Raw genomic sequence first — 26,967 nt, 5'->3', positions numbered from 1 at the left:
GCACTGGTGATGTGTTGTCCACGTGCTTTCGCAGCGGTGACGGATGGGGAACCATGCCGCCCGCGGCCCGGCGAGGCCGCCAGAACGCAAGGAGCAACGGGCATGCGATTCCTCATCGCCACCGATACCGGTGGAACATTCACCGATGTCGCTGTCTTCGACCGGCAGACGAACCAGGTCACCTACGGCAAGACCCTGACCAACTACGCCAACCTCATCGACGGCGTGCTCGAAGGGCTGGCCACCACCGACGCACGCCTGGACCAGGCGCTGCTGCTCAAGCACGGTACGACGCACGTCATCAACACGCTCCTGGAACGCACGGGTGCCCGCACGGCGCTGGTGACCACGCGCGGCTTCGGGGACTCGCTGGAGATCGGCCGCGGCAACCGGCCGGTGCCGTTCGCCATGGAGTACCGGCGCGAGAAGCCGCTGATCGAGCGCAGGTGCCGCTTCGAGGTCGACGAACGCATGGACTCCAGCGGGCGCGAGATCGTGCCGCTGGACCTGGAGCAGGTACGCGCGCTCGCGCGCCGTTTCCAGGACGAAGGCTTCGAGGCCGTCAGCGTCTCGTTCATCAACGCCTACGCCAATCCGGCGCACGAGCGGCAGGCCGCGGCCGTGCTGCGCGCGTTGCTGCCCGGCGTCTACGTGACCTGCGGCACGGCGCTCACCCGGGAATGGTTCGAGTACGAACGCACCTCGACCGCCGCGGCCAACGCCTACGTGGGCGCGCGCATGTCCGCCTATGTCGAGACGTTCGAGCAGCGCCTGCGCGACCGGGGCTTCGCCGGAACCTTCTACATGATGGGCTCCAACGGCGGGGTGCTGTCCCGCGCCCGGGCCACCGAACAGCCGGTGGCGCTGGTGGAGTCCGGGCCCATCGGCGGCTGCATCGGCGCCGCGATGTACGCGCGCGCACTGCAGCTGCCGCGCGTCATCGCCTTCGACATGGGCGGGACGACCGCCAAATGCGCGCTGGTGCAGGACGGGCGCTTCGACGTGCAGCCGGTGTACTACGTCGGCGGCTACGACTACGGCTTTCCGCTCAAGACGCCCGTGCTCGACATCGTCGAGATCGGCACCGGCGGCGGCTCCATCGCGAGCGTCAGCGCCGACGGACGCATGACCGTGGGGCCGCGCAGCGCCGGCTCGGAGCCCGGCCCGGTGGCCTTCGGGCGCGGCGGGACGGAACCCACGGTGACCGACGCGAACCTCGTCCTCGGGCGCATCAGCGCCGGCAGCTTTCTGAACGGCCGACTCCAGCTCGATCGCACCGCCGCGCGCGCGGCCATCCGGGACAAGGTGGCCCGTCCATTGGGCTACGAAGGCGAGGACGGCATCGAGCGCGCCGCGCAGGGCGTCCTGGACCTGGCCGTGGCCGCGATGGCCGGGGTCATCAAGGAGGTCACCATCGAGCGCGGCCACGACGTGCGTGAGTTCGTGCTGCTGCCCTTCGGCGGCGGCGGCCCGCTGTTCGCCGGCATCCTGGCGCGCCAGTTGCGCATCCCGGCGGTGGTCGTCCCGCCGCATCCCGGCAACTTCTCCACGCTGGGCATGCTGACGGCGGGGGCGCGCATCGATCTTTCGCACATGGTGGTCGCCGAGGCCACCGAGCCGGCGCTGCAACGGGTGGCGCAGGTCTTCGAGTCGCTGCAGGAAGAGGCCCGGCAGACCATGCGCCACGAACTCGGCATGGCCGAACTGCGCTTCGAACGCGGCCTGGAGATGCGCTACCGGGGCCAGAAGCACGCCGTGCGCGTGCCGTTCGACCCGTCGATGGATCTGGCCGGCCTGCTGGTGGCCTTCAGGGAAGCCTACCTGGCACGCTTCGGCCACGCCAACAACAGCGCCGTGGAGATCCTGGAGGCGCGCCTGGGCGTGGAAGCCGACGTGCCGACCCCCGACCTCGCGCACCTGGCCAGCCTGCCGCCCGGCGGCACGGCGCCACGGCCGGCCTCGCGCCGCGAGGTGTTCTTTCCATGGCCCGATGGATTCATCGAGGTGGATGTCTGGCGCCGCGACCAGCTGCCACCCGGTTTCGTGATCCACGGGCCGGCGGTGGTGGAGGAATTCAGCTCGACCACCATCCTCGTGCCCGGTGACGTCGCCACGGTGGGCGCGCTGGGCGAACTCGCAATCCGCTGCGCCGACGCGCAGGAGGTTCAACGATGACGAAGGCACCCCCGCCAGGCTGCGACCCGATCACGCTGGAGATCATCAAGCACGAGCTGGTGTCGATTCCGAACCAGGTCGACAAGAACATCACCCGCACGGCGTTCTCGCCGCTCATCAACGAGTACAAGGACTACGCGGTCGGCATCGTCGATGCGCAGGGGCAGCTGATCTCGCAGTCGCGCGGCAGCCTGGCCATCTTCGTGGCGAACGCGCTGGGCACGGCCGTGAAGGACGGCCTGGCGCTGTACGGGGCCGACCGGCTGCGCCACGGCGACGTGCTCATCTCCAACCACGCCGGGACACTGGGCCAGCACCTGAACAACGTGGTCATGTACACGCCGGTGCGCCTGCAGGACGGCGCCGGCGAGATCGATGCGTTCTTCTGCGTGCTGATGCACTGGCTCGACGTGGGCGGCGCCATCGTCGGCTCGTGCACCTCGACCACCACGACCGAGATCTTCCAGGAGGGCCTGCAGCTGCGCAGCGTCAAGCTGCTGGACGGCGGCGTGCGCCAGGACGGCATGTTCCGCGTCATCGAATACAACACGCGCTTTCCGGAAATGCTGCTGGGCGACGTGGAGTCGCAGATTGCCGGATGCCTCAAGGGCCGCGACATGGTGGCCGAGGTCATCGGCAAGTACGGCCGCCGCACGTACCACGCGGCCGTGGCGCAGCTGTGGTCCCAGGCCGAGGCGCGCGTGCGGGCGGCCATCGCGGCCGCGCCGGACGGCGAGTACGAGGCATCGTCGTTCCTCGACGACGACGGCCTGGGCGACGACCCGGTTCCGATCCGCGTCAAGGTCAGGATCGCCGGCGACCACCTGACGGTGGACTTCTCCGGCGTCTCGCCCCAGCTGCCAGGGCCGCTCAATGCCGGACGCAACGGCGGCGCGGTGGCCGCCGCGCGCATCGCGCTGAAGTACCTGTTCTCGGCCGACGAGCCGGTGAGCGAGGGCGATTTCCGGCCGCTGACGGTCGAGATCCCCGAGGGAACGTTCCTGTCCGCGGGCCCCACGGCGGCCATCGGCAGCTCCGGCAGCATGATGCCGACGGTGGTGGACACCATCCTGCGCGCGCTGGCGCCAGCGTTCCCGGAGCACGTCGCGGCGGCCCACCACGGCACCTACGGCCTGCACACCTTCGACGGCATCAGCCCGGCGACCGGCGCGCCGTTCTTCCATCTCGACACCTGCGTCGGCGGCTGGGGCGCCAGCGGCACGGTGGACGGCTACGGGCCCTCGCGCTCCAACGTGCATGGCGACACCTCCGACGTGCCGATCGAGATGCAGGAAGCCTTCAACCCGTACTGGCTGGAGTCCTACGCCATCCGCCAGGACTCCGGCGGCCCGGGCCGCCGGCGCGGCGGCGTTGGCGTCGTCAAGACCTACCGCGTCACCGCGCCGTGCCGGCTGAATCTCAAGATCGATCGCACCAAGTGCCCGCCCTGGGGGCTGGGCGGCGGCGGCGAGGGACTGCCCGGGCAGGTCCGCATCCAGCGCCATGACGGGCAGACGCTGGACGTGCTCAAGGGCGAATACGCCCTGCAGCCGGGCGACCAGGTCGTCATCCGCACCGCGGGCGGCGGCGGGCACGGACCGGCGCGCACGCGCGAGATCGAGCACGTGCTCGCCGACCTCAGGCAGGGCTACGTCTCGCGCGAGGCGGCCGAGCGGGACTACGGCGTCGCCACCGACGCCAGCGGCGCGCTCGATCTCGAACGGACCCGGCAACTCAGAAACACCCCCAAGGAGACATCATGAAAACACGTGCATTCCTCGCCGCGCTCGCCGCCGGCGCCCTGCTGGGCGTTCCCGCGCTCGCCCAGCAGGCCTATCCCTCCAAGCCGGTGCGCCTGATCATCCCCTTCGGCGCAGGCGGCGCCACCGACGTCATGGGCCGCGTGCTCGCGGAGGAGCTGCGCGGCGAACTCGGCCAGTCGATCGTGGTGGAGAACGTCACGGGGGCCTCCGGCATCATCGGGGCCCACCGCGTGGCTCGTGCCCCGGCCGACGGCTACACCCTGCTGTTCACCACCAACGTGCAGGTCATCAACCCGGCGATCCGCAAGGTGCCGTTCGACGCGGTCAAGGACTTCACCCCGATCGCCTTGATCGGCTACGTGCCCAACATCCTCGTGGTCAAGGCCGATGCCCCCTACCGCACCTACCAGGACTACGTGGCGGCGGCGAAGGCCGACCCCGGCGGCATCACCTTTGCCACGCCGGGCGTGGGCACGTCGACGCACTTCGCGGGGGAGCAGCTCGGCTACCTCACCGGCACGCGCTACACCAACGTGCCCTACAACTCCACGACCGCGATGGCCCAGTCCGTCCTGGCGGGAGACGTCAAGTCGACCTGGCTGCCCGGGCAGGTCGCCGAGCCCTACATCCGGGCGGGCCAGCTCCGGGCGCTGGGCGTGGCCAGCGAGAAGCGATCGGTCTTCCTGCCCGACACCCCGACCTTCCGCGAGCTGGGCCTGCAGGGCCTGGTCAGCGAGACCTGGTGGGCCCTGTTCGCGCCGGCCGGGCTCGCGGCACCCATCGCCAAGCAGCTGGTGGATGCGATGTCCAACGTCATGTCCCGGCCCGCCGTGCAGGAGAAGATGCGGCAGGCCGGACTGGACCGCGCGGCGCCGCTGATGGGAGAGCCCGTGCGCGCCCTGATGGCGGAGGACCTGAAGCTCTACCGCGACATCGTGCACGCTGCCAAGATCCCCCAGCTGGATTGACCCGGCGGCAAGGCGCGCCGCCCTGGCGGCCGCCGATGCGGCCCCAGGGCGCCCCATCGGAAGAAGCTTCGACCATGCACCTCCTCGACCACACCCACGACGTGAACGCCCGCAGCTGGCTGGCCTCGGCCCAGGCCCCGGGCGGCGATTTCCCGATCCAGAACCTGCCGTACGCCGTGTTCCGGCGCCGCGGCACGCCGGACATGTTCCGCGGCGGCGTCGCCATCGGCGACCAGGTGCTGGACCTGGCCGCGCTGAGCGCCACCAGCGCGCTCGACGGCACCGCCCTGCAGGCCGCCCGCGCCGCCGCGCAGAGCGCGCTCAACGACTTCTTCGCGCTCGGGCCGGCGGCCTGGCGTGCGCTGCGGCACGCCCTGTTCGCACTGCTGAAGGACGGCTCGGCGCAGGCGGACACCGTGCGCGCCTGCCTGGTGCCGCAGGCCGGCGCCGAGTACACGTTGCCCGCGCGCATCGGCGACTACACCGACTTCTACACCTCGCTGGACCATGCGCTGAACTGCATGCGCATCATGTACCCGGAGGCGGACGTCACGCCCAACTTCCGCTGGATGCCGCAGGCCTACCACGGCCGCGTGTCCACCATCGGCGTGAGCGGCCAGCAGTTTCGTCGCCCCCTGGGCCAGTCCGTCCCCCAGGGTGCCCGCACGCCGGCCTTCCAGCCATGTGCCCGCATGGACTACGAGCAGGAGCTGGGCATCTGGATCGGCTGCGGCAACGCCATGGGCGAGCGCATCCCGCTCGACGCGGCCGAGGCGCACATCTTCGGCATCGGCCTGCTCAACGACTGGTCGGCGCGCGACATCCAGGTGTGGGAGATGGCGCCGCTCGGCCCCTTCCATGCCAAGAACTTCGCCACCACGGTCTCGCCCTGGATCGTGACGCTGGAGGCATTGGCGCCCTACCGCGCCGCCTGGTCGCGCCCACCGGCCGACCCGCAGCCGCTCCCCTACCTCGATACGCCCGCCAACCGCGCGGCCGGCGCCTTCGACATCCGGCTCGAAGTGTGGCTGCACAGCGAACGGGCGCGCCGCGAAGGCCGTGGCCCGGCGCGGCTGTCGGGCACGAGCTTTCGCCACCAGTACTGGAGCATCGCCCAGATGGTGGCGCACCACACGGCCGGCGGCTGCTGCCTGAACCCGGGCGACCTGATCGGCAGCGGCACGATCTCCGGCCCCGGGCCGGGCGAGGCGGGCGCGCTGGTCGAGCTGGCCCACGGCGGGCAGCGGCCCGTGGCGCTGGGCGACGGCGAGGAGCGCGGCTTCCTGCAGGACGGCGACACGGTCGTGATGCGCGGTTGGTGCGAGAAGCCCGGCGCCGCCCGCATCGGCCTCGGCGAGTGCCGGGGGACGGTGCTGCCGGCGCTGCCGGCATGACGGGACGGCCGCGGACGGCGGCCGCTCAATACCCGCGCGCGCGGTCGTAGGTGTGTGACAGCGGCTCGCCCCGCTGCCACTGGGCGATGCTGAAAGCCGCCTGCACGGCCTTCGCGCGGCGGCTGGCCGAGGCGGCGGTGTGCGGCGAGATGAAGATGCGCGGATGCCACCACAGCGGCGAATCCGCCGGCAGCGGCTCGGGATCGGCCACGTCCAGGAAGGCGCTGCCGATCTGGCCGCCGTCCAGGGCCGCCAGCAGGTCGCCGGCGTGCAGCTGCAGGCCGCGCCCCACGTTGATCAGGTGCGCGCCGCGCGGCAGCTGGCCGAACAGCCCGGCGTTCAGGATGCCGTGGGTGCCGGGGGTGTCGGGCAGCAGGCAGACCAGGATCTGGCTGCGCCGCAGCAGCGCGGGGAGCTCGTCGGGGCCGGCATAGCTGTGCACGCCGTCCACGTGCTTGCGGCCTTGCGACCACCCCAGCACGGTGAAGCCGACCGCCCGCAGCATGGCGGCGGCGGCCAGCCCCAGGGTGCCCAGTCCCAGGATGCCGACGGTCATTTCCCGGGCGGTCGCGGGCGGGCTGAACTCCTGCCAGTGCCGCAGGCGCTGCTGGTGGATCGCGCGCAGCATGTCCTTCTGCAGCATCAGCGCCGCCATGGTGCAGAACTCGGCCATGCGGGTCTGGGTCTCGGGCGTCACCATCCGCACGATGGGCAGGTGCGCGGGCAGCAGCGGGTCGGCCAGCAGGTGGTCCACGCCCGCGGCCGAGCTGAGGACGGCCTTGAGCCGCGGGAACCGGGCCAGCCGGCCGGCCTCGGGCTCCCAGACCAGGGCGAAGTCGATGCAGCCGCGGTCCAGCGCGGGATCATCCCAGTCGTGCACGCGCACCTGCGGCGCCAGCTCGGCGAACAGGGTGCGCCATTGCGGCACGGCGGCGCTGCCTCCGCTCTTGACGACGAGATGGATGTCGGACGGGGGCATGGCGGATCAGAGGGCGCGGCGGGAGGTGCTGGCGACCATGGAATGCATGGGGTGGCGCAGGGTCGGGTCGAAGGGGTTGATCTGCGCGGACAGCTGCTGCGCCTCGCGGGCCAGCATGTCCCGCACGATGGGCAGGCGCTCGTCGTTCAGGCGGCTGACGTGCGTGCCCACCGACAGGGCCGCCACCACGCTGCGGTTGCGGTCGAACACCGGGACCGCGATGCCCGCCATGCCCTCCAGCAGGCCGTTGGTCCTGGCGCAGTAGCCGAGTTCGCGCGCCTTCCGGACCTCGGTCCGCAGGTAGACCTCGTCGTACACGTTGTAGTGCCGGATGCGCGGCAGGTTGTAGCGCAGCACTTCCTCGTGCTCGGCCTCCGGCAGGTGCGCGAGGATGACCAGGGCCCCCTGGCCGACGCCCAGCGCCACCCGCCCGCCCACGTCGCCGGTGAACGTGCGGATGGGGTACTGGCCCTCCACGCGATCGAGGCAGACCGCGTCGAAGCCCGAGCGCACCAGCAGCAGCACCGTGTCGCCCAGGCTGGCGTTCAGGCGCAACAGCGCCGGGCGGGCCAGCGAGCGCAGGTCGTTCACCGCGCCCGCCTGGGCCGCCAGGCAGAACAGGTCCAGGCTCAGGCGGTAGAGCTTGTGCTGCCGGTCCTGCTCCACCACCCCTTCCTCCATCAGGCCCTGCAGCAGCCGGTGCGTGGTGGCCTGGGTCAGTCCCAGCTTCTTGGCCAGGGAGGTGACGCGCACGCCCTCGTGCTGCTGCTCGCCCATGGTGCGCAGGATCTGGAAGGTGCGGTGCATGGCGCCGCGGCGGTGCGCGTCGTCGCTGGGGGCGGAGGGCATGGTGGGCGGAACGAAGGTGGATGGCGTCATCCAGTTTATTCCGTTGAACGGAATAAATAAGAGAAAAAATCCATTATTCGCGTTTTTACCTAGATTGAAGAAATCCCAAGGCACAAGAATTGCAAAAACAACGCGACGTTCTTCAATTTTTTGGAGTCTGGCGGCGCCCCCGGGTCGCAGAGGATGACTTATGAGCTTCTTGCGCATCAACCATGTTTCCAAGCGGTACGGCGACACGTGGGCCGTCCGCGACTTCGACCTGGAGGTGCGCAAGGGCGAGTTCGTGTCGCTGCTGGGGCCGTCCGGCTGCGGCAAGACCACCACCCTGCAGATGGTCGCGGGCTTCGTGGAGGTGAGCGAAGGCCGCATCGAGCTGGAAGGCCGGGACATCACCCACGCCAAGGCCAATGCGCGGGGCCTGGGCATCGTGTTCCAGACCTATGCGCTGTTCCCGCACATGACGGTGCGCGAGAACGTGGAGTTCGGCCTGGAGATGCGCAAATGCCCGCCGGTGGAACGCCGCGAGCGCGCCCTGCAGGTGCTGGCGCTGGTGCACCTGGAACGGCACCTCGACCGCTACCCGCGCGAACTCTCCGGCGGCCAGCGCCAGCGCGTGGCCCTGGCCCGGGCGCTGGTCATCCGGCCGCCGGTGCTGCTGCTGGACGAGCCGCTGTCCAACCTGGACGCCAAGCTGCGCGAGGAGATGCAGTTCGAGCTGCGCGAGATCCAGCGCAAGCTCGGTACCACCACCATCATGGTCACCCACGACCAGGCCGAAGCCATGTCGATCAGCGATCGGGTGGTGGTCATGGAGACGGGGCGCATCACCCAGGTGGACACGCCGCTCGCCGTGTACGAGCACCCGCGCAATGCCTTCATCTCCACCTTCGTGGGCAAGGCCAACCTGCTGCAGGCCGCGGTGGCGCCGGGCGCCGACGGCGCGGTGCGCGCCGCCGTGGGGCCGGTGCAGATGGCGCTGCCGCCGGGCACGCCCGCGGGCGCCGCGGTGGTGCTGGCGCTGCGCCCCGAGAAGCTGTCGTGCACCGCCGCCGGCACCGGCCGCTGCGAGGGACAGGTGACCGAGCGCTTCTTCCTCGGCAACCTGTGGATGTACACCGTGCACACGCCGCTGGGCCCGCTGCTGGTGTCCGCCGTCAACGACGGCGGCGCGCCCTGCGACGTGGGGCAGGCCGTGGGCGTGGACTGGCAGGACCGCGACGTGCGCGTGATCGGCGCCGGCGAGGCGGTGGCATGAACCGGCGCGCCGCCTGGGTGCCCTGGGGCCTGGCCGGGCCGGCGCTGGCCCTGTTCGCCGTGATGCTGCTGGTGCCGCTGGCGCTGAGCGTGATGCTGTCCTTCAACGCCTTCGACGCCGACAAGGGCCCCGTCGCCGGCAGCTTCACCATCGCCCACTACCTGCACGTGGTGCAGGACCCGTACTACTACGAGATCTTCTGGCGCACGCTGCGCGTGTCGGCGCTGGTGACGCTGGCGTGCATCCTGGTCGGCGCGCCCGAGGCCTACATCCTGAGCCGCATGCGCCGGCCGTGGCGCTCGGTCTTCCTGCTCGTCATCCTGGCGCCGCTGCTGATCTCGGTGGTGGTGCGCGCCTTCGGCTGGAGCATGCTGCTCGGCCCGGAAGGGCTGATCAACGGCGCGCTCAAGCTCGTCGGCATCGGCCCGGTGAAGCTGCTGTACAACGAGGCGGCCATCGTGATCGCGCTGGTGCACGTGATGCTGCCCTTCATGGTGATCCCGGTGTGGACCTCGCTGCAGAAGCTCGACCCCTGGGTGGAGAACGCCTCGCTGTCGCTGTCCGCCTCGCACTTCACCACCCTGCGCCGCGTGGTGCTGCCGCAGGTCATGCCGGGCATCCTCTCGGGCAGCCTGATCGTCTTCGGCCTGTCGGCCAGCTCGTTCGCCATTCCGGGCCTGCTGGGCGGGCGCCGCGTGAAGATGGTGGCCACGCTGATCTACGACGAATACCTGAACGAGCTGAACTGGCCGCTGGGCGCGGCGATCGCACTCATTCTGCTGGCGGCCAACCTGGTCATCATGCTGGGCTGGAACCGCATGGTCGAAGGCCGCTACCGCAAGACGCTGGGCTGAAGGAGCGCATCATGCAAAGGAACGGACCCCTGGCGCTCGCCTTCAATGCGCTGGTGATCGCCTTCATGCTGGCGCCGCTGGTGATCGTGTGCATCGTCGCCTTCACGCCGCACGAGACGCTCACGCTGCCCACCACCCGCTTCTCGCTGCGCTGGTTCGACCGGGTGCTGCACCACCCCGACTTCGTGCAGTCGTTCTGGAACAGCCTGTGGCTGGCCATGGCGGCCGCCACCCTCTCCACCGTGCTGGCGGTGCCGGCGGCGCTGGCCATCGTCCGCCACGACGTGCCGGGCCGGGCCTTCCTGCAGGGGCTGTTCCTGTCCCCGCTGATCATTCCCCACCTGGTGCTCGGCGTGGCGCTGTTGCGCCTGTTCTCGCTGGTCGGCGGCCAGGGCAGCTTCGGGTGGCTGGTCTTCGCGCACGCCCTCATCGTCACGCCCTACACCATGCGGCTGGTCATGGCGGCGCTGGTGGGCTTCGACCACACGGTGGAGCAGGCCGCCTGCTCGCTGGGCGCCGGCAGCGCCACGGTGTTCCGCCGCATGACGCTGCCGCTGATCCTGCCCGGCATCACCGGCGGGTGGCTGCTGGCCTTCATCAACAGCTTCGACGAGCTGACGATGTCGATCTTCGTGGTGTCGCCCTCCACCGTGACGCTGCCGGTGCGCATGTACATGTACGCCACGGAGTCGCTCGATCCGATGATGGCCGCCGTCTCGGCGCTGATCGTGTTCCTCACGCTGGCGCTGATGCTGGTGCTGGACAAGGTCTATGGCCTGGACCGCATCCTGATCGGCAAGCATTGAGGCAGGTGCCGCGATGAATGCTCCCATCCCACGGCCCGCGGCACGCGGCCAGCTGCAGCGCCTCAAGGAACTGGACCGCCCCGCAGTGGCCTTCGTGCTGGACGGCCGGCCCGCCACCGCCCTGGCCGGCGATACCGTGCTGACCGCGGTGCTCACGCAGGCGGGCCGGTTGCGCGTCAACGAATTCAGCCGGCAGCCGCGCGCGGGCTTCTGCATGATGGGCGCCTGCCAGGACTGCTGGGTGCGGCTGGCCGACGGCCGCGCGCTGCGGGCCTGCCAGGCCATGGTCGAGCCGGGCATGCACGTCTGCACGCAGCCCGCCGGTACCGGAGACGCCGCATGACGGCCCCCTCCGCCCCCGCCCCCACGCCGCAGCGCCAGGCCCGGCAGGACCTGCCGCCGGTGATCGTCGGCGCCGGGCCCGCCGGGGTGCGCGCCGCCGCCACCTTGCTGGCCCACGGCCTCGCCCCCATCGTGCTGGACGAGGCGCCGCGCGCCGGCGGCCAGATCTACCGGCGCCCGCCCGAGGGCTTCGGCCGCAGCGCCGAGGAGCTGTACGGCACCGAGGCGCGGCGCGCGCAGGACGTGCACGCCACCTTCGAGCGCATCCGGCCCCGGCTCGACCACCGCCCGCAGACCCTGGTCTGGAGCGCGCAGCCCGACCTGCTCGACCTGCTGCACCTGCCCACGCGCGAGGCCGGCAGCCTGCCCTGGCGCGACGTGATCGTGGCCACCGGCGCCACCGACCGGGTGCTGCCTATCCCCGGCTGGACGCTGCCGGGCGTCTACACGCTGGGCGGCGCCCAGGTGGCGCTCAAGTACCAGGGCTGCGCGATCGGCGACGCCGTGGTGTTCGCCGGCACCGGGCCGCTGCTGTACCTGGTGGCCTGCCAGTACGCCCAGGCCGGGGCCCGGGTGGTGGCCGTGCTGGACACCGCGCCCGCCGCTGCGCGCTACCGGGCCGCGCCGGCCATGCTGGGGCAGCTGGCCGTGGCCGCCAAGGGCATGCGCCTCGTCGGCTGGCTCCGGCTGCGTGGCGTGCCCATGCACCACGGCGTGCGGCTGCTGCGGGCGGAAGGCGCGCAGGCGGTGGAACAGCTCGTCTGGCGCGACAGCGCCGGGCGCGAGCAGCGCACCGCCTGCACCGCGGTGGGCCTGGGCCATGCGCTGCGGCCCGAGACGCAGCTGGCCGACCTGCTGGGCTGCGCGTTCGAGTTCTCGGCGCTGCACCGCTGCCACGTTCCGCGCGTGGATGCGGCGCGGCGCAGCTCGGTGCCGGGCGTGTACCTGGCGGGCGACGGCGCCGGCATCCTGGGCGCCGATGCGGCCGAGCTGTCGGGCGAACTGGCCGCCTGGTCGCTGCTGGAAGACAGGCAGCTGGCGACCGACCACCGGCGCACCGCCCGGCTGCGCCGCAGGCTGGCGGGGATGGAACGATTCCGGCACGCGCTGGAGACCGCCTTCCCCTTCCCCGGGGACTGGGCCGCGCAGGCGCCGGACGATCTGGTGGTGTGCCGCTGCGAGAACGTCACCGCGGGCACGCTGCGCGAGACGGCGGCCGCCTGCGGCGCCCGGGAGATCAACCGCCTCAAGGCGCTGTGCCGCGTGGGCATGGGCCGCTGCCAGGGCCGGATGTGCGGCGCGGCGGCGGCGGAGATCCTGGCGCAGGCCCAGTCGGTGCCGCTGGCCGAGGTCGGCCGCCTGCGCGGGCAGGCGCCGATCAAGCCGCTGCCGCTGGACCTGACCGTGCGGGAGGAGCGCCATGCGTGAGCAGCTGGCCTGCGACGTGGCCGTCATCGGCGGCGGCATCATGGGCAGCGCCACGGCCCTGTTCCTGCGCCGGCGCGGGCTGGCCGTCACCCTGCTGGAGCGCGACCTGTGCGGCTCGCGTTCCAGCGGCGTCAATTTCGGCGGCGTGCGGCGCCAGGGACGGCCGGTGGCGCAGCTGCCGCTGGCGCAGCGCTCGCACCGGCTGTGGGGGCGGCTGACCGAGCTGATCGGCACCGAGGCCGAGTACGAGCGCAGCGGCCACTTCAAGATCGCCCGGAGCGCGGCCGACATGGCGTCGCTGGCCCGCTATGCCGAGCGCGGCAACCGCCACGGCCTGGGCCTGCAGCTGATCGAAGGGCGCGCCGCGCTGCACAAGCACTTTCCGATGGGCAGCGGCCAGATCGTCGGCGGCTCGCTCTGCCCCGAGGACGGCCAGGCCAACCCCCGCCTGCTGTCGCCCGCCTTCGCCCGCGCCGCGCAGGCCGCCGGGGCCGACGTGCGCGAGCACGCGCCGGTGCAGTCGGTCGAGCACGACGGCACGCGCTTCGTGGTCCAGGCCCTGCAGCACGGCCGGGCGCTGCAGGTCCGGGCGCCGGCGCTGGTGAACTGCGCCGGCGCCTGGGCCGCGCCGTTCGCCGGGCAGTGGGGCGAGCCGGTGCCGCTGCGCACCTCGCCGCCCGCCATGGGCGTGACCGAGCCGCTGCCGTTCTTCCTGCGCTGGAGCCTGGGCGTGGAAGGCGGCGGCATCTACTGCCGCCAGGTGCGGCGCGGCAACGTGGTGTTCGGCGGCGGGCGCGGCTACCTGCTCGACGGCCTGCGCGCGCGCTCGTCGCATGCGGCCATGCTGGCCCAGCTGCCGCAGCTGGCGGCCCTGCTGCCCCAGCTGGCGACGGCCCACGTCATCCGCACCTGGAGCGGCACGGAAGGCTACCTGCCCGACGACCAGCCCGTGCTGGGCGCCAGCGCGCGCCGCGCGGGCCTGTTCCACGCGTTCGGCTTCGCCGGCGGCGGCTTCCAGCTCGGCCCGGGCGTGGGTGACGTGATGGCCGAGCTGATCGCCGAAGGCCGCACCAGCACCCCGATCGACTCGTTTTCCATCCACCGCTTTCTGCAAGCAGCTGCTTGATTCCCCAGGAGATCACCATGTTCCAGCACCACGCGAAAAAGTCCTCCGTCGCCCTCGCCGCAGCCGCGCTGCTGCTCGGGGCCGGCGCGGCGCAGGCCCAGACCAGGACGCTCTACATCGGCATGAACGGCGGCAACATGGAGCGCACCTACACGCAGTTCGTGTTCCCGCCGTTCGAGAAGGCCAACGACGTCAAGGTCGTGGTGGTGCCCGGCACGTCCACCGACATCCTGGCCAAGGCGCAGGCCGCCAAGGGCAAGGCGCAGATGCACGTGATGGTGCTGGACGACGGCATCATGTACCGCGCCATCAACATGGGCCTGTGCGAGAAGCTCAAGCCCTCGCAGAACATGGCGGCCGTGCCGGCCATCGCGCACCTCAAGGACGACCATGCCGTGGGCCTGTCGATGGGCATGACCGGCCTGGCCTACAGCACCAAGATCTTCGCCGACAAGGGCTGGGCGCCGCCGACCTCGTGGGGCGACCTGGCCGACCCCAGGTACAAGGGCAAGGTGGTGGTGCAGTCCATGCCCGCCTCCTCGTTCGGCCTGCACGCATTCCTGATGTTCAACCGCCTGCAGGGCGGCACCGAGAAGAACGTGGAGCCCGCCTTCAAGGCCTGGCCCGGCACCATCGGCCCGAACGTGGTGGAGTACATCCCCAATTCATCCAAGGTGGTGGAGATGATGCAGGCCGGCGACGCCGCGCTCTTTCCCTACACGCTCACGCAGGTGGAGCTGATGAAGTCCAAGGGCATGCCGATGGAGTTCGTCGCCCCCAAGGAAGGGGCGGTGCTGCTGCTCACCGCGCAGTGCGTGCTGGCCAACAACCCCGACGCGGCACTGGCGCACAAGCTCGTGGACTACCTGATCAGCCCCGAGGCGCAGGCGCTGGCCATGGAGAACGGCTCCTACAACCCCGTCAATCCGCAGGCCGTGCTCAAGGGCAAGGCGGCCCAGGAGCAGGCCCGGATGAACGACATCCTGAAGACCGCGGTGGCCGTGGACTGGGACGTCGTCAACGCCGAGCGCCCGGAGTGGAGCAAGCGCTGGAACCGCACGGTGGAGCGCTGAGCGCCCGCCGGCAAGCAGCTCTTCTTTTTCGATCGACCACGAGAACACGGCAAGGAAATCGCGCGATGTCCGACTCCAGCACACGCTTGCACAAGGTATTGAACGCCCTGGGCCTCGATCTGGCGCCTTGGCAGGGCACGGACTGGACCAGCCGCGCGCCGCGCGACGGCGCGGTGCTGGCCACCGTGCGGTCGCACGCCGCCGGACAGGTGCAGGCCGCCCTGGAGGACGCGCACCGGGCCTACCTGGCCTGGCGCAGCGTGCCGGCCCCAGTGCGCGGCGAGCTGGTGCGCCGCCTGGGCGAGGCGCTGCGCCGGCACAAGGCGGCGCTGGGCGAGCTGGTCTCGCTGGAGGTGGGAAAGATCGCCTCGGAGGGCCTGGGCGAGGTGCAGGAGATGATCGACATCTGCGACTTCGCGGTCGGCCTGTCGCGCCAGCTGCACGGCCTGACCATCGCGAGCGAGCGGCCCGGCCACCGCATGATGGAAACCTGGCACCCGATGGGGGTGGTCGGCATCATCTCGGCGTTCAACTTCCCGGTGGCGGTGTGGTCGTGGAACGCGGCGCTGGCCCTGGTGTGCGGCAATGCGATCGCCTGGAAGCCGTCGGAGAAGACGCCGCTCACCGCCATCGCCTGCCAGCACCTGCTGCAGCAGGCCATCGAGGCGTTCGGCCGGGACAGGCCGGGCACCGTCCCCGCCGGCCTGAGCCAGCTGCTGATCGGCGGACGCGACGTGGGCAAGGCGCTGGCGGCGAGCCGCCTGGTGCCGGTGGTCAGCGCCACGGGCTCCACCCGCATGGGGCGCGAGGTCGGCGTCCAGGTGGCCGAGCGCTTCGGCCGGTCGATCCTGGAGCTGGGCGGCAACAACGCGATGATCGTGACGCCATCGGCCGACCTGGAGCTGGCCGCCCGCGCCATCACCTTCGCCGCCGTGGGCACGGCGGGCCAGCGCTGCACCTCGCTGCGCCGCCTGATCGTGCACCGCTCGGTGGCCGACACGCTGGCGGCCCGCCTGCAACGGATCTACCGCAGCATCGCCATCGGCGACCCGCTGGCCGACGGCACGCTGGTGGGGCCGCTGATCGACCGGGCCGCGTTCGACGCCATGCAGCAGGCGCTGGCGCAGGCGCGGGCCGAGGGCGGCGAGGTGCTGGGCGGCGAGCGCGTGCGCGAGGACCTGGGCGCCGACGCGTGGTACGTGCGCCCCGCGCTGGTCCGGATGCCCAGGCCGTCGCCGGTGATGGACCACGAGACCTTCGCGCCCATCCTCTATGTCGTGGCCTACGACGGCGACACCGACGAGGCCATCGCGCTGCAGAACGGCGTGCCGCAGGGCCTGTCGTCCGCCATCTTCACCGCCAGCCTCGCCGATGCCGAGCGCTTCATGTCGCCGGCGGGCAGCGACTGCGGCATCGCCAACGTCAACATCGGCACCTCGGGCGCCGAGATCGGCGGCGCGTTCGGCGGCGAGAAGGAAACGGGCGGCGGCCGCGAATCCGGCTCGGACGCCTGGAAGGGCTACATGCGCCGCGCCACGAACACCATCAACTACAGCGGGGCGCTGCCGCTGGCGCAGGGCGTGCGCTTCGACGTGTGACGGCGGCCGGCCAGCCGGCCGGGGGCGGCGGACTCCTACAATCCCCGCCTTCCTCCGAACGCGCCTTCCACCGATGACCGCCCCGCGCAAGATCTTCGTCACCACCGCCCTGCCGTACGCCAACGGCAAGTTCCACATCGGCCACATCATGGAATACATCCAGGCCGACATCTGGGTGCGGTTCCAGCGCATGCAGGGCGCCCGGGTGGACTTCGTCGGCGCCGACGACGCGCACGGCGCGCCGATCATGATCGCGGCCGAGAAGGCCGGCCTCACGCCCGAAGCCTTCGTGGCCGGCATCGCGGCCGGACGCAAGCAGTACCTGGACGGCTTCCACATCCGCTTCGACAACTGGCACTCCACGCACAGCCCCGAGAACACCGCGCTGGCCCAGGCCATCTACAAGGACCTGCAGGCCGCCGGCCTGATCGAGACGCGCACCATCGAGCAGTTCTTCGACCCCGAGAAGAACATGTTCCTGCCCGACCGCTACATCAAGGGCGAATGCCCGCGCTGCCACGCCAAGGACCAGTACGGCGACAACTGCGAGGTCTGCGGCGCCGTCTACGCGCCGACCGAGCTGATCGAGCCGTACTCGGCCCTGTCCGGCGCCAGGCCGGTGCTCCGGCACTCCGAGCACTTCTTCTTCCAGCTGTCGGACTCGCGCTGCGTGGAGTTCCTGAAGGACTGGACGCAGAACGGCCTGCACGTGCAGCCCGAGGTGGCCAACAAGGTCAAGGAATGGTTCGGCGTGCGCACCAACCCCGACGGCAGCAGCAGCGAGGGCCTGGGCGACTGGGACATCAGCCGCGACGCGCCCTACTTCGGCATCGAGATCCCGGACGCGCCGGGCAAGTACTTCTACGTCTGGCTGGACGCGCCGATCGGCTACCTGGCCTCGCTGAAGAACCTGCTGGAGCGGCGCGGCGAGGACTACGACGCCTACATGGCCGACCCGGCGCTGGAGCAGTTCCACTTCATCGGCAAGGACATCGTGACCTTCCACACGCTGTTCTGGCCCGCGATGCTGAAGTTCAGCGGCCGCAAGACGCCGGACAAGGTCTGCGTGCACGGCTTCCTGACCGTCAACAACGGCGAGAAGATGAGCAAGAGCCGCGGCACCGGCCTGGACCCGCTGAAGTACCTGGAACTGGGCATGAACCCCGAGTGGCTGCGCTACTACCTGGCGGCCAAGCTGAACGGGCGCAACGAGGACATCGACTTCAACCGCGACGACTTCATGGCGCGCGTGAACGCCGACCTGGTCGGCAAGTTCGTCAACATCGCCAGCCGCGCGGCCGGCTTCATCGCCAAGCGCTTCGCGGGCCGGCTGGGCGCCCCGGACGCCGACGGCCAGGCGCTGCTGTCGGCGCTGCAGGCCGAGGCCGGCACCATCGCCGAAGCCTTCGACCGCCGCGACACCGCGCGCGCGCTGCGCGAGACCATGCTGCTGGCCGACCGCGTCAACGAGTACGTGGATGCGAACAAGCCCTGGGAACTGGCCAAGCAGCCCGGCGCCGACGCGCGGCTGCAGGAGGTCTGCAGCACCTGCATCGAGGCCTTCCGCCTGCTGGCGCTGTACCTGAAGCCGGTGCTGCCGGCACTGGCGCTGCAGGTCGAGGCCTTCCTGCAGACCGCGCCGCTGCAGTGGGACGACGCCCGGCGCCTGCTGGGCGCCGGCCACGCGATCGGCGCCTACCAGCACCTGATGCAGCGCGTGGACATCAAGCAGCTCGACGCGCTGTTCGAGCCGCCGCCCGCGCCGGAACCCGCCGCCGTGCTGCCCGGCGGCGAGGCCATCGCCGACACCATCACGATCGACGATTTCGCCAAGGTGGACCTGCGCATCGCCAAGATCGTGGCCTGCGAGAAGGTCGAGGGCTCGACCAAGCTGCTGCGCCTGACGCTGGATGCCGGCGAGGGCCGGACGCGCAACGTCTTCAGCGGCATCGCCTCCGCCTACCAGCCCGAGCAGCTGGCCGGCAAGCTGACCGTGCTGGTCGCCAACCTGGCGCCGCGCAAGATGAAGTTCGGCGTCAGCGAGGGCATGGTGCTGGCCGCCAGCCACGCCGACGAGAAGGCCCAGCCCGGCATCCACGTGCTGGAACCCTGGCCCGGCGCGCAGCCGGGCATGCGGGTGCGCTGATGGCGCGGGTACGCACGCTGATGGCCGCCCTGCTGGCGGCGTCGGCCTGCCTGCTGGCCAGCGGCTGCGCCGTCGTCACCGTGGCGGGTGCCGCCGTCGGCGTGGCCACGACGGCGGTCGGCGTGGCGGCCGACGTGGCGGTGGGCGCCGTCGAAGTCACCGGCAAGGTCGCCGGCGCCGTGCTGCCTTCCAGCGACGATTGAGCGCGCGCGGCGTCCGGCCGCAGGCGCCCCAGGGTCAGACCGCCAGCGGCCGCTCGATCGCCAGCAGCGGGTTGCCGCTGGCGCGCGCGAATTCGGTCTCGCCCATCAGCAGGTCCAGCGTGATGCTGGCCAGGTCGTCGGCCAGCGCTTCGGCGAACGGGTCCTTCTCCTGGTTCACGATCTTGCGGTAGGTGCGGCACTGCGCGCAGGTCTCGGCCAGCACGACGGGCGGCGCGCCGTCCACGCCCTGGTAGCGCACGCCACCGGTCGACTCGCAGTGGCTGCACTTGACGCGCACCATGTGCCATTCGGTCGCGCACAGGCCGCAATGCAGGTAGCGGTGGCCGCCCGCCTCGCCGCCGATGCGCAGCACGCTGGCCACCGGCAGGCTGCCGCAGACCGGGCAGACCGTCGCCGGGCTGGCAGGGGGCACGGCGTGGCTAGGCACGGCCGCGGCGCGGGCCGCGAACACGACCTGCAGCGCCGCCATCACCAGCGGCGCGGCCGCCAGGTCCTCGTGCGCGACGTTGTCGCCCAGCGCCTGGCGCGCCAGCACGTCGAGCACGGCGTCGGGCATGTGCGCCAGGCGCGCCAGCGCCGGCTGCAGTGCGGCCGGCAGGCCCGCGTCGGCCTGCAGCCGGGCGGCCAGGTCGCGCAGCACCGCGCGCCACGGCGGCGGCAGCGGATCGGATGCCGGCAGCAGCGGCATGCCGGCCTCGGCCGCGCGCCGCACGGCCGGCGCATCGGGCGGCCCGAACGGCGGCAGCGTGGCGACGAGCTGCTGCTGCGCCTCGACGATGCGCGCCGCGAAGCGCAGGTAGTCGGCGATCGGGCTACCCTCGGCCAGCTGGCGCAGCCGCGCCGCGCGCTCCTGGAACAGCGCGGCGGGCTGCTGCGGCAGGCGCACGCGCGGAAAGCTGATCCGGTCGAGCGCCTCGATCTCGCCGGGCTGCAGGATGCGCTGCGTGGCCGCCATCAGCGCTCGTCACCGGTCATCTTGCGGTACCAGCCACGGTGGTGCTGCTTGGCCCAGGCGCGGGTCACCGTGCCATAGAGCATCGCGCGGATGGTGCCGCGGGTCCAGATCGCGGCGTAGACGTGCAGGATGATCAGGCCGATCATCCACACGGCGGCAACGGCGTGCAGCACCGACGCGACGCGAATCACGGTGATGGGCGGCGCCCACCAGGCGCGCCACATGAGCACGCCGGTGACGACGATCAGCAGCATGCCGACCACCAGCCCCCAGAACAGCAGCTTCTGGCCGCCGTTGTACTTGCCCTGCTCGGGCATGTCGTGGTCGTTGCCGTCCACCATCTTGTTCACGTTCCTGAGCCATTCCACGTCGCGCCGTTCGATGAGGTTCAGCCGCCAGAAGCGGAAGAACATCATGACGAAGAACAGCGCCATCACCACCCCGATGTAGGGGTGCAGGATGCGCGTCCACGGCCCGCCGCCGAACAGCTGGGTGAGCGGGAAGAAGGCCGGGTGGAAGAAGGCCAGGCCCGAGAGCGCCAGCAGGATGAAGCAGATGCCCACGATCCAGTGGTTGGCGCGCTCGCCGGCCGTGTAGCGCTGCAGGTCGCGTGGATTGCGTCTCATGGCCGGTTCTCCTTGTCCAGGGCTTCCGCCTCACGATCCTGGCGCTCCATCTCGTCCTCCAGGTCCTTCGAGACGTCGTTGGGGCCCTTGGTGATGTAGTGGAACAGGCTGCCCAGCGCCGCCGCGCCCAGGGCGGCCATGGCGAGCGGCTTGGAGACGCCCTTCCACAAGCCGACCAGCGGACTGATCTTCGGCGCGTCGGGCAGGCTGGCGTACAGCGAGGGCTGGTCGGCATGGTGCAGCACGTACATGACGTGCGTGCCGCCCACGCCGGCCGGGTCGTATAGGCCCGCCTGGGCGAAGCCGCGCTCCTTCAGGTCGGCGATGCGCTCCTCGGCATGGTCCTTCATCGCCTGCTTGGTGCCGAAGACGATGGCGCCCGTGGGGCAGGTCTTCACGCACGCCGGCTCCTGGCCCACGGCCACGCGGTCCGAGCACAGGGTGCACTTGTAGGCCTTGTGGTCCTTCTTGGAGATGCGCGGCACGTTGAACGGGCAGCCGGTGACGCAGTAGCCGCAGCCGATGCAGTGCTCCTCGTGGAAGTCCACGATGCCGTTGGTGTACTGCACGATCGCGCCCGGCGAGGGGCAGGCCTTCAGGCAGCCCGGGTCCTCGCAGTGCATGCAGCCGTCCTTGCGGATCAGCCACTCCAGGTTGCCCGTGGCCTCGTTGTCGTATTCGGTGAAGCGCATCACCGTCCACGCGTTCTCGGTCAGGTCGTTCGGGTTGTCGTAGACGCCGTGGTTCTCGCCCGGTTCCTGGCGCAGGTCGTTCCACTCCATGCAGGCGGTCTGGCAGGCCTTGCAGCCGATGCACTTGGAGACATCGATGAGCTTGGCCACCTCGCCCGACTGCGGCGTGCGCGCCTGGGGCGCCGGGGTGGTGGTGGCGGACCGGCGCTTGATATCGAGGGATTGCAATGACATCGGTGCGCCTCCTTACACCTTCTCGACCTTCACGAGGAAGGTCTTGAATTCCGGGGTATTGGAATTGCCGTCGCCCACGAAGGGCGTCAGCGTGTTGGCCAGGAACCCGGGCTTGGTCACGCCCTTGAACCCCCAGTGGATCGGGATGCCCACGTGGTGCACGGTCTTGCCCTCGATCTTCATGGGCTTGATGCGCTTGGTCACCACCGCCACGGCCTTGATGAAGCCGCGCTTGGAGCTGACCTTGACCTTGTCACCCGCCGCGATGCCGAGTTCCCTGGCCAGCGCCTCGCCGATCTCCACGAACTGCTCGGGCTGCGTGATGGCGTTGACCAGCGCATGCTTGGTCCAGTAGTGGAAGTGCTCGGTCAGGCGGTAGGTCGTGCCCACGTGCGGGAATTCCGACGCCTTGCCGAAGGTCTCCCAGATGTGCTTGAACACCCGCGCGGCCGGCGAACTCGTGGCCTTGGGATTGTTCGGGTACATCGGGTTGATGCCCACCGGCGTGTCGAACGGCTCGTAGTGCGTGGGGAACGGCCCCTCGTTCATGCCCTTGCGGGCGAAGAAGCGCGCCACGCCCTCGGGGTTCATGATGAACGGGCCGTTGCCGGTCTCGGGCGCCAGTGCCGGCCCCATGTCGGGCACGTCGACGCCGCCCCAGGCCTTGCCGTTCCACTCGACGAGCTTGCGGTTCGGGTTGAACGCCTTGCCCTGGAGGTCGGCCGAGGCCCGGTTGTAGAGCACGCGGCGGTTGGCCGGCCAGGCCCAGGCCCAGTTCAGCGTGTTGCCGATGCCTGAGGGGTCGGAGTTGTCGCGCCGGCCCATCTGGTTGCCCGCCTGCGTCCACGCGCCTGCGAAGATCCAGCAGCCGCAGGCCGTCGTGCCGTCGTCGCGCAGTTCGCCGAAGCCCGAGAGCTGCTGGCCCGCGGGGCGCAGCACCTTGGTGGCGTCCTTCGGATCGACGAGATCGACGAGCGCCTTGCCGTTGTACTCCTTGGCGATCTCCTCGGAGCTGGGGTGCGCGGCCTGCGCGTATTTCCAGTCCAGGTTGACGATCGGGTCCGGGAAGGCGCCGCCTTCCTTCTGGTACAGGGCCTTCAGGCGCAGGTGCAGGGCCGACATGATGGCCACGTCGGTGCGCGCCTCGCCGGGCGGCTCGGCAGCCTTCCAGTGCCACTGCAGCACGCGCGAGGAACTGACCACCGCGCCTTCTTCCTCCGCGAAACAGGTCGTCGGCAGGCGGAACACCTCGGTCGCGACCTGTGCGGTGTCGATGTCGTTGTACTCGCCATAGTTCTTCCAGAACTCCGAGGTCTCCGTGGCCAACGGATCCATGACGACCAGGAACTTGAGCTTGGCCAGGCCGTCGCGCACGCGCCCGCTGTTGGCCAGCGCCGCGATCGGGTTGAAGCCCTGCGCGATGTAGCCGTTGACCTTGCCCTCGTTCATGAGCTGGAAGACCTGCAGCATGTCGTACTGCTTGTCCAGCTTGGGCAGGTAGTCGTAGGCCCAGTTGTTCTCGGCCGTGGCGGCGGCGCCGAACCACGACTTCATGAGGCTGACGTGGAACTTCGGGTAGTTCTGCCAGTAGCTCATCTGGTTCGCGCGCAGAGGCTTCTGCGTGCGCGAGGCGATGTAGGCCTGGTAGTCCTGCTCCTTCTCGCCCGGCAGCGTCAGGTAGCCCGGCAGGCTGCCTGACAGCAGGCCCAGGTCGGTGAGGCCCTGGATGTTGGAGTGCCCGCGCAGCGCGTTCATGCCGCCGCCGGCGATGCCGATGTTGCCGCACAGCAGCTGCACCATCGCGCCGCAGCGCAGGATCTGCGCGCCGATCGAGTGCTGCGTCCAGCCCAGCGCGTACAGGATCGTCATCGCGCGGCCCGCCACGGCCGTGCTGGCGATCTTCTCGCACACGTGCAGGAACTTGTCCTTGGGCGTGCCGCAGACGCTCTCCACCTTCTCGGGCGTGTAGCCCTCATAGTGCTTCTTCATGAGCTGGTACACGCAGCGCGGATGCTGCAGCGTGGGGTCGGTCTTCACGAAACCGTCCTCGCCCAGCTCGTAGTCCCAGCTCTTCTTGTCGTAGCTGCGCTTCTCCTCGTCGTAGCCCGAGAAGATGCCGTCCACGAACTGGTAGTCATCGCGCACGATGAAGCTGAAGTCCGTGTAGTTGTGCACGTACTCGTGGTGGATCTTGTCGTTGGCCAGCAGGTAGTGGATGACCCCGCCCAGGAACACGATGTCCGACCCCGACCGGATGGGGGCATAGAAATCGGCGACCGAGGCCGAGCGGTTGAAGCGCGGATCGACCACCATGAAGTACGCCTTGTTGTGCGCCTTCGCTTCGGTCACCCACTTGAATCCGCAGGGGTGCGCTTCGGCGGCATTGCCGCCCATGATCAAAATAACGTCCGCGTTCTTGATGTCGACCCAATGGTTCGTCATCGCTCCACGGCCAAACGTCGGGGCAAGACCTGCCACCGTCGGGCCGTGTCAGACACGTGCCTGGTTGTCGAACGCCAGCAGGCCCCAGGAACGGGCCACTTTGTGGGTGATGTAGCCGGCCTCATTGCTCGACGCGGAGGCGGCGAGCATGCCGGTGGTGAGCCAGCGGTTCACCGTCAGGCCGTCGTCGGTCCTGGCCTGGAAGTGCGCGTCGCGGTCTTGCTTGAGCAGCTTGGCGATGCGGGTCAGCGCATCGTCCCACGAGATGCGCTTCCACTCGTTGGAGCCCGGCGCGCGGTATTCGGGGTAGAGCAGGCGGTTGGGACTGTTGATGAAGTCCAGCAGGCCCGCGCCCTTGGGGCACAGCGTGCCGCGGTTGACCGGGTGGTCCGGATCGCCCTCGACGTGGATCACCGAGGGCTTGGCGTTCTTGGCGCCGTCGCCCAGGGAATACATCAGGATGCCGCAGCCGACCGAGCAGTAGGTGCAGGTCTGGCGCGTGACCGTGGTCGCGGCGAGCTTGTACTGGCGGACTTCGGCCAGGGCGGTGGCGGGCGAGAAGCCCATCAGCGCCAGGCTGGAGCCCGCCAGCGTGGAGCCAGTCACCTTCATGAACTGGCGGCGGGAAACGTTCATCGTGGCGGTCCTTGTGGTCTGAACCTGGGTCCAGCCATTTTAGGGACGGGTCACCAGCGTGCATCCGAGCATGTACCAATCCCCGCCGCCCCGCCACAATCCGCGCATGCCGCCACCGCTCCAGCTCGCGCGTTTCCATCCCCGACTGCTCGATGCACTGCACGGCTATTCGCGCGAGCGCTTCGCCAGGGATGCCGGCGCCGGGCTCACCGTCGGCATCGTCGCCCTGCCGCTGGCCATGGCCTTCGCGATCGCCAGCGGGCTCAAGCCCGAGGCCGGCATCTGGACGGCCATCATCGCCGGCTTCCTGATCTCGGCCCTGGGCGGCTCCAGCGTGCAGATCGGCGGGCCGGCCGGCGCCTTCATCGTCATCGTCTACGGCATCGTCGAGCGCTACGGGCTGGCCAACCTGCTGATCTCCACCGCCTGCGCCGGCGTGCTGCTGTTCCTGATGGGGCTGTTCCGGCTCGGCCGGCTGGTGCGCTACGTGCCGATCAGCATCGTGGTGGGCTTCACCAACGGCATCGCGGTGCTGATCGCGCTGTCGCAGATCAAGGACCTGCTCGGCCTGTCGATCGCCAAGATGCCGGCGGACTTCTTCGCCCAGCTGCACGCGATCGGCACGCACCTGGGCAGCCTGAACCCGTGGGCGCTGGGCCTCGGCATGGTCTGCCTGCTGGGCGTGCTGGCCTGGCCGCGGCTGTTCGCCGACGACACGCGGCTGGGCGCAGCCATGCACCAGGTGCTGGGCCGCAACGCCAAGTTCGAGCGCCGCGCGCGCTTCGCCGGCGCGCGCGTGCCGGGCCCCATCGTCGCGCTGGTCACGCTGACGGCGGCGGCCTGGTGGTTCGCGCTGCCGGTCGAGACCATCGGCTCGCGCTTCGGCAGCATCCCGCAGGGCGCACCGGCGTTCGCGCTGCCCGAGTTCTCGTGGGAGACGGTCAAGCTGCTGCTGGCGCCCACGCTGACGATCGCGCTGCTGGGCGCCATCGAATCGCTGCTGTGCGCACGCGTGGCCGACCAGGTGTCGGGCCTGCCACGGCACGACCCGAACCAGGAGCTGATGGCCCAGGGCGTGGCCAACTTCGTGACGCCGTTCTTCGGCGGCATGCCGGCCACCGGCACGATCGCGCGCACGGTGACCAACGTGCGCTCGGGCGCCAGCTCGCCGGTGGCCGGCATCGTGCACGCCGCCACCCTGCTGCTGGTGGTGCTGGCGGCGGCGCCGCTAGCGCTGTACGTGCCGCTGGCGGTGCTGGCGGGCATCCTGCTGTTCGTGGCCTGGAACATGGGCGAGTGGCGCGAGTTCGCACACCTGCGGCGCTACAGCAACCACTACCGGCTGCTGATGCTGGGCACCTTCCTGCTGACGGTGGTGTTCGACCTCACGGTAGCCATGCAGGTCGGCCTGCTCCTGGCCTGCGGGCTGTTCGTGCGGCGCATGAGCGGGCTGTTCCGCGTCGAGCAGGTCGAGCGCAGCGACGACGCCATCACCTACAAGCTGTACGGCGCCCTGTTCTTCGGTGCCGTGGCGCAGATCGACCGCGCGGTGCAGGAGGTCGAGGCCGCCCCGCCCGGCCAGACCGTGGTGCTCGATGCGCTGCAGCTGGTCTCGCTGGACACCTCGGGCCTGGACGCGCTGCGCCAGCTGCACAAGGCCGTGCTGCAAAGGGGCGGCACGCTGCGGGTGGAGTCGCTGCAGGCGCAGCCGCGCGCGGTGTTCGAACGCTCGGGCTTCGCGGCCGAGCTGGCGCAGCAGCGGGCCTCAGCCGAGATCTGATTGCGGATCGCCGAAGCATGCCCCGTGCGCGAGCGCCCGCGCGGTACGGGAACCGGCCGGCAGGCGCACGGCTACCGGCCCTGGTTCTCCGACGCTTCCGGGTCGGGCACGCTGCCGGTGCGCAGCACGCGGTAGTCGCGGTCGAAGTACACCGTGAACAGCATGGAGCGGTTGGGCGGCTCCAGGTAGCGCCAGTCGTAGGCCACCTCGCGCTGCAGGTCGAACGGCGTGATGCGGCGCGGCTTGCCGAGCATCTTGCGCACGTCCTCCATCATCATGCCGGGCTGCACGCGGGCGAAGTTCTCGGGCGTCAGCACCTGGCGCAGCGCGCTCATCTTGCCGTCCGGGCCGATCGTGATCATGTAGTTGCGGTGGCCCGCCGGCTGGCGGTTGTACTCGAAGGTGCGGCCGCCGCCGGGCGCGTCCCAGATCTTCTCGGGCTCGCCGAACTGCTTGCGCACGTCGGCTTCGGTGGCCACACCCTCCTCCAGCGCATCGATGCGCTGCGGATCGCAGGCCGCCAGCAGCAGGCCGGCCGCCACCGCGCAGGCCAGCCGCACCACCCGAATCGCATGCGCCGCCATCGTGCCCCCTTAAAATCCGTGCCTTCGAAAGGTTCAGT

At 70.6% G+C, this 26,967-nt stretch carries 22 protein-coding genes; 15 read left to right on the top strand and 7 right to left on the bottom strand.

Going from position 1 to position 26,967, the window contains the following annotated elements; translation table 11 throughout:
- Window positions 1-102: 102 nt before the first annotated feature.
- From QM782_RS12365 to fahA, 4 genes are all read left to right on the top strand, one after another.
- Window positions 103-2,175, top strand: a complete 2,073-nt coding sequence (locus tag QM782_RS12365; protein WP_415203210.1) for a hydantoinase/oxoprolinase family protein — start codon at window positions 103-105, stop codon at window positions 2,173-2,175.
- Window positions 2,172-3,938, top strand: a complete 1,767-nt coding sequence (locus QM782_RS12360; protein ID WP_415203209.1) for a hydantoinase B/oxoprolinase family protein — start codon at window positions 2,172-2,174, stop codon at window positions 3,936-3,938. Before QM782_RS12365 ends, QM782_RS12360 begins: the two co-directional genes overlap by 4 nt.
- Window positions 3,935-4,906, top strand: a complete 972-nt coding sequence (locus QM782_RS12355; protein ID WP_415203208.1) for a Bug family tripartite tricarboxylate transporter substrate binding protein — start codon at window positions 3,935-3,937, stop codon at window positions 4,904-4,906. Before QM782_RS12360 ends, QM782_RS12355 begins: the two co-directional genes overlap by 4 nt.
- A gap of 74 nt (window positions 4,907-4,980) precedes the next feature.
- The gene (gene fahA, locus QM782_RS12350) at window positions 4,981-6,300 is read left to right on the top strand and encodes a fumarylacetoacetase (RefSeq protein ID WP_415203207.1); all 1,320 of its coding nucleotides are present in this window, start codon (window positions 4,981-4,983) and stop codon (window positions 6,298-6,300) included.
- 25 nt (window positions 6,301-6,325) lie between these two features.
- Here fahA and QM782_RS12345 read toward each other — a convergent pair whose 3' ends face one another.
- Together QM782_RS12345 and QM782_RS12340 are read right to left on the bottom strand one after the other, a co-directional pair.
- On the bottom strand, window positions 6,326-7,279 hold the full coding sequence (locus QM782_RS12345; RefSeq protein ID WP_415203206.1) for a 2-hydroxyacid dehydrogenase: 954 nt from the start codon (window positions 7,277-7,279) through the stop codon (window positions 6,326-6,328).
- Window positions 7,280-7,285: 6 nt separating this feature from the next.
- Entirely contained in the window at window positions 7,286-8,128 is an 843-nt protein-coding gene (locus QM782_RS12340; protein WP_415203205.1) for an IclR family transcriptional regulator, read from the bottom strand.
- 190 nt (window positions 8,129-8,318) lie between these two features.
- On the opposite strand from QM782_RS12340, the gene QM782_RS12335 reads away from it, so the two are divergent.
- The 10 genes from QM782_RS12335 (at window position 8,319) to QM782_RS12290 (ending at window position 18,959) form a co-directional block, all read left to right on the top strand.
- Entirely contained in the window at window positions 8,319-9,383 is a 1,065-nt protein-coding gene (locus QM782_RS12335) for an ABC transporter ATP-binding protein (RefSeq protein WP_415203204.1), read from the top strand.
- Complete coding sequence (locus QM782_RS12330; RefSeq protein WP_415203203.1) at window positions 9,380-10,237, top strand: ABC transporter permease; 858 nt, start codon at window positions 9,380-9,382, stop codon at window positions 10,235-10,237. Before QM782_RS12335 ends, QM782_RS12330 begins: the two co-directional genes overlap by 4 nt.
- 11 nt (window positions 10,238-10,248) lie before the next feature.
- Window positions 10,249-11,043 (top strand): ABC transporter permease, encoded by a 795-nt coding sequence (locus QM782_RS12325; RefSeq protein ID WP_415203202.1) that lies wholly within the window; start codon window positions 10,249-10,251, stop codon window positions 11,041-11,043.
- A 13-nt stretch (window positions 11,044-11,056) separates the two neighbouring features.
- Window positions 11,057-11,386 carry a (2Fe-2S)-binding protein gene (locus QM782_RS12320; RefSeq protein ID WP_415203201.1) on the top strand — a complete coding sequence of 110 codons (330 nt, stop codon included), beginning with the start codon at window positions 11,057-11,059 and terminating at the stop codon, window positions 11,384-11,386.
- Window positions 11,383-12,813: an FAD-dependent oxidoreductase gene (locus tag QM782_RS12315; RefSeq protein WP_415203200.1), complete on the top strand. Its 1,431-nt coding sequence runs from the start codon at window positions 11,383-11,385 to the stop codon at window positions 12,811-12,813. Before QM782_RS12320 ends, QM782_RS12315 begins: the two co-directional genes overlap by 4 nt.
- Complete coding sequence (locus QM782_RS12310) at window positions 12,806-13,939, top strand: NAD(P)/FAD-dependent oxidoreductase (protein WP_415203199.1); 1,134 nt, start codon at window positions 12,806-12,808, stop codon at window positions 13,937-13,939. Before QM782_RS12315 ends, QM782_RS12310 begins: the two co-directional genes overlap by 8 nt.
- Before the next feature lie 17 nt (window positions 13,940-13,956).
- Window positions 13,957-15,012, top strand: coding sequence for an ABC transporter substrate-binding protein (locus QM782_RS12305; protein WP_415203198.1), 1,056 nt, complete (start codon window positions 13,957-13,959; stop codon window positions 15,010-15,012).
- Between the two features lie 65 nt (window positions 15,013-15,077).
- Window positions 15,078-16,610, top strand: a complete 1,533-nt coding sequence (locus QM782_RS12300; RefSeq protein ID WP_415203197.1) for an aldehyde dehydrogenase family protein — start codon at window positions 15,078-15,080, stop codon at window positions 16,608-16,610.
- 73 nt (window positions 16,611-16,683) lie between these two features.
- Window positions 16,684-18,756 carry a methionine--tRNA ligase gene (metG, locus tag QM782_RS12295; RefSeq protein ID WP_415203196.1) on the top strand — a complete coding sequence of 691 codons (2,073 nt, stop codon included), beginning with the start codon at window positions 16,684-16,686 and terminating at the stop codon, window positions 18,754-18,756.
- Window positions 18,756-18,959: a hypothetical protein gene (locus tag QM782_RS12290; RefSeq protein ID WP_415203195.1), complete on the top strand. Its 204-nt coding sequence runs from the start codon at window positions 18,756-18,758 to the stop codon at window positions 18,957-18,959. Before metG ends, QM782_RS12290 begins: the two co-directional genes overlap by 1 nt.
- Window positions 18,960-18,993: 34 nt before the next feature.
- Here the strand turns inward: QM782_RS12290 and fdhE are convergent, their stop codons facing one another.
- Genes fdhE through fdnG form a run of 4 tightly spaced genes read right to left on the bottom strand, consistent with a single transcriptional unit; the run spans window position 18,994 to window position 24,565 of the window.
- Window positions 18,994-19,935 (bottom strand): formate dehydrogenase accessory protein FdhE, encoded by a 942-nt coding sequence (gene fdhE, locus QM782_RS12285; RefSeq protein WP_415203194.1) that lies wholly within the window; start codon window positions 19,933-19,935, stop codon window positions 18,994-18,996.
- Window positions 19,935-20,561 (bottom strand): formate dehydrogenase subunit gamma, encoded by a 627-nt coding sequence (locus QM782_RS12280; protein ID WP_415203193.1) that lies wholly within the window; start codon window positions 20,559-20,561, stop codon window positions 19,935-19,937. The genes fdhE and QM782_RS12280 overlap by 1 nt, the downstream gene beginning before the upstream one ends.
- Window positions 20,558-21,487 (bottom strand): formate dehydrogenase subunit beta, encoded by a 930-nt coding sequence (gene fdxH, locus QM782_RS12275; protein ID WP_415203192.1) that lies wholly within the window; start codon window positions 21,485-21,487, stop codon window positions 20,558-20,560. Before fdxH ends, QM782_RS12280 begins: the two co-directional genes overlap by 4 nt.
- Before the next feature lie 12 nt (window positions 21,488-21,499).
- Window positions 21,500-24,565: a formate dehydrogenase-N subunit alpha gene (fdnG, locus tag QM782_RS12270; protein WP_415203191.1), complete on the bottom strand. Its 3,066-nt coding sequence runs from the start codon at window positions 24,563-24,565 to the stop codon at window positions 21,500-21,502.
- 106 nt (window positions 24,566-24,671) lie between these two features.
- On the opposite strand from fdnG, the gene QM782_RS12265 reads away from it, so the two are divergent.
- Entirely contained in the window at window positions 24,672-26,345 is a 1,674-nt protein-coding gene (locus QM782_RS12265; protein ID WP_415203190.1) for a SulP family inorganic anion transporter, read from the top strand.
- A gap of 71 nt (window positions 26,346-26,416) precedes the next feature.
- Here the strand turns inward: QM782_RS12265 and bamE are convergent, their stop codons facing one another.
- Window positions 26,417-26,929, bottom strand: a complete 513-nt coding sequence (gene bamE, locus QM782_RS12260; protein WP_415203189.1) for an outer membrane protein assembly factor BamE — start codon at window positions 26,927-26,929, stop codon at window positions 26,417-26,419.
- Window positions 26,930-26,967 lie beyond the last annotated feature (38 nt).

It is taken from the genome of Pseudorhodoferax sp., assembly GCF_047601025.1.
Classification (GTDB): Bacteria; Pseudomonadota; Gammaproteobacteria; order Burkholderiales; family Burkholderiaceae_C; genus Pseudorhodoferax.
This window is presented reverse-complemented; position numbering and strand designations above follow the sequence as displayed.

What these genes read in the sequence shown, in the direction of transcription:
- QM782_RS12330 (WP_415203203.1), top strand. Translation starts at nt 9,380, where the DNA reads ATGAACCGGCGCGCCGCCTGGGTGCCCTGGGGCCTGGCCGGGCCGGCG.
- fdhE (WP_415203194.1), bottom strand. Translation starts at nt 19,935, where the DNA reads ATGGCGGCCACGCAGCGCATCCTGCAGCCCGGCGAGATCGAGGCGCTC.
- QM782_RS12320 (WP_415203201.1), top strand. Translation starts at nt 11,057, where the DNA reads ATGAATGCTCCCATCCCACGGCCCGCGGCACGCGGCCAGCTGCAGCGC.
- fdxH (WP_415203192.1), bottom strand. Translation starts at nt 21,487, where the DNA reads ATGTCATTGCAATCCCTCGATATCAAGCGCCGGTCCGCCACCACCACC.
- QM782_RS12305 (WP_415203198.1), top strand. Translation starts at nt 13,957, where the DNA reads ATGTTCCAGCACCACGCGAAAAAGTCCTCCGTCGCCCTCGCCGCAGCC.
- QM782_RS12365 (WP_415203210.1), top strand. Translation starts at nt 103, where the DNA reads ATGCGATTCCTCATCGCCACCGATACCGGTGGAACATTCACCGATGTC.
- QM782_RS12335 (WP_415203204.1), top strand. Translation starts at nt 8,319, where the DNA reads ATGAGCTTCTTGCGCATCAACCATGTTTCCAAGCGGTACGGCGACACG.
- QM782_RS12325 (WP_415203202.1), top strand. Translation starts at nt 10,249, where the DNA reads ATGCAAAGGAACGGACCCCTGGCGCTCGCCTTCAATGCGCTGGTGATC.
- QM782_RS12340 (WP_415203205.1), bottom strand. Translation starts at nt 8,128, where the DNA reads ATGCCCTCCGCCCCCAGCGACGACGCGCACCGCCGCGGCGCCATGCAC.
- QM782_RS12300 (WP_415203197.1), top strand. Translation starts at nt 15,078, where the DNA reads ATGTCCGACTCCAGCACACGCTTGCACAAGGTATTGAACGCCCTGGGC.
- QM782_RS12290 (WP_415203195.1), top strand. Translation starts at nt 18,756, where the DNA reads ATGGCGCGGGTACGCACGCTGATGGCCGCCCTGCTGGCGGCGTCGGCC.
- QM782_RS12280 (WP_415203193.1), bottom strand. Translation starts at nt 20,561, where the DNA reads ATGAGACGCAATCCACGCGACCTGCAGCGCTACACGGCCGGCGAGCGC.
- QM782_RS12355 (WP_415203208.1), top strand. Translation starts at nt 3,935, where the DNA reads ATGAAAACACGTGCATTCCTCGCCGCGCTCGCCGCCGGCGCCCTGCTG.
- metG (WP_415203196.1), top strand. Translation starts at nt 16,684, where the DNA reads ATGACCGCCCCGCGCAAGATCTTCGTCACCACCGCCCTGCCGTACGCC.
- QM782_RS12265 (WP_415203190.1), top strand. Translation starts at nt 24,672, where the DNA reads ATGCCGCCACCGCTCCAGCTCGCGCGTTTCCATCCCCGACTGCTCGAT.
- QM782_RS12310 (WP_415203199.1), top strand. Translation starts at nt 12,806, where the DNA reads ATGCGTGAGCAGCTGGCCTGCGACGTGGCCGTCATCGGCGGCGGCATC.
- QM782_RS12360 (WP_415203209.1), top strand. Translation starts at nt 2,172, where the DNA reads ATGACGAAGGCACCCCCGCCAGGCTGCGACCCGATCACGCTGGAGATC.
- QM782_RS12345 (WP_415203206.1), bottom strand. Translation starts at nt 7,279, where the DNA reads ATGCCCCCGTCCGACATCCATCTCGTCGTCAAGAGCGGAGGCAGCGCC.
- QM782_RS12315 (WP_415203200.1), top strand. Translation starts at nt 11,383, where the DNA reads ATGACGGCCCCCTCCGCCCCCGCCCCCACGCCGCAGCGCCAGGCCCGG.
- bamE (WP_415203189.1), bottom strand. Translation starts at nt 26,929, where the DNA reads ATGGCGGCGCATGCGATTCGGGTGGTGCGGCTGGCCTGCGCGGTGGCG.
- fahA (WP_415203207.1), top strand. Translation starts at nt 4,981, where the DNA reads ATGCACCTCCTCGACCACACCCACGACGTGAACGCCCGCAGCTGGCTG.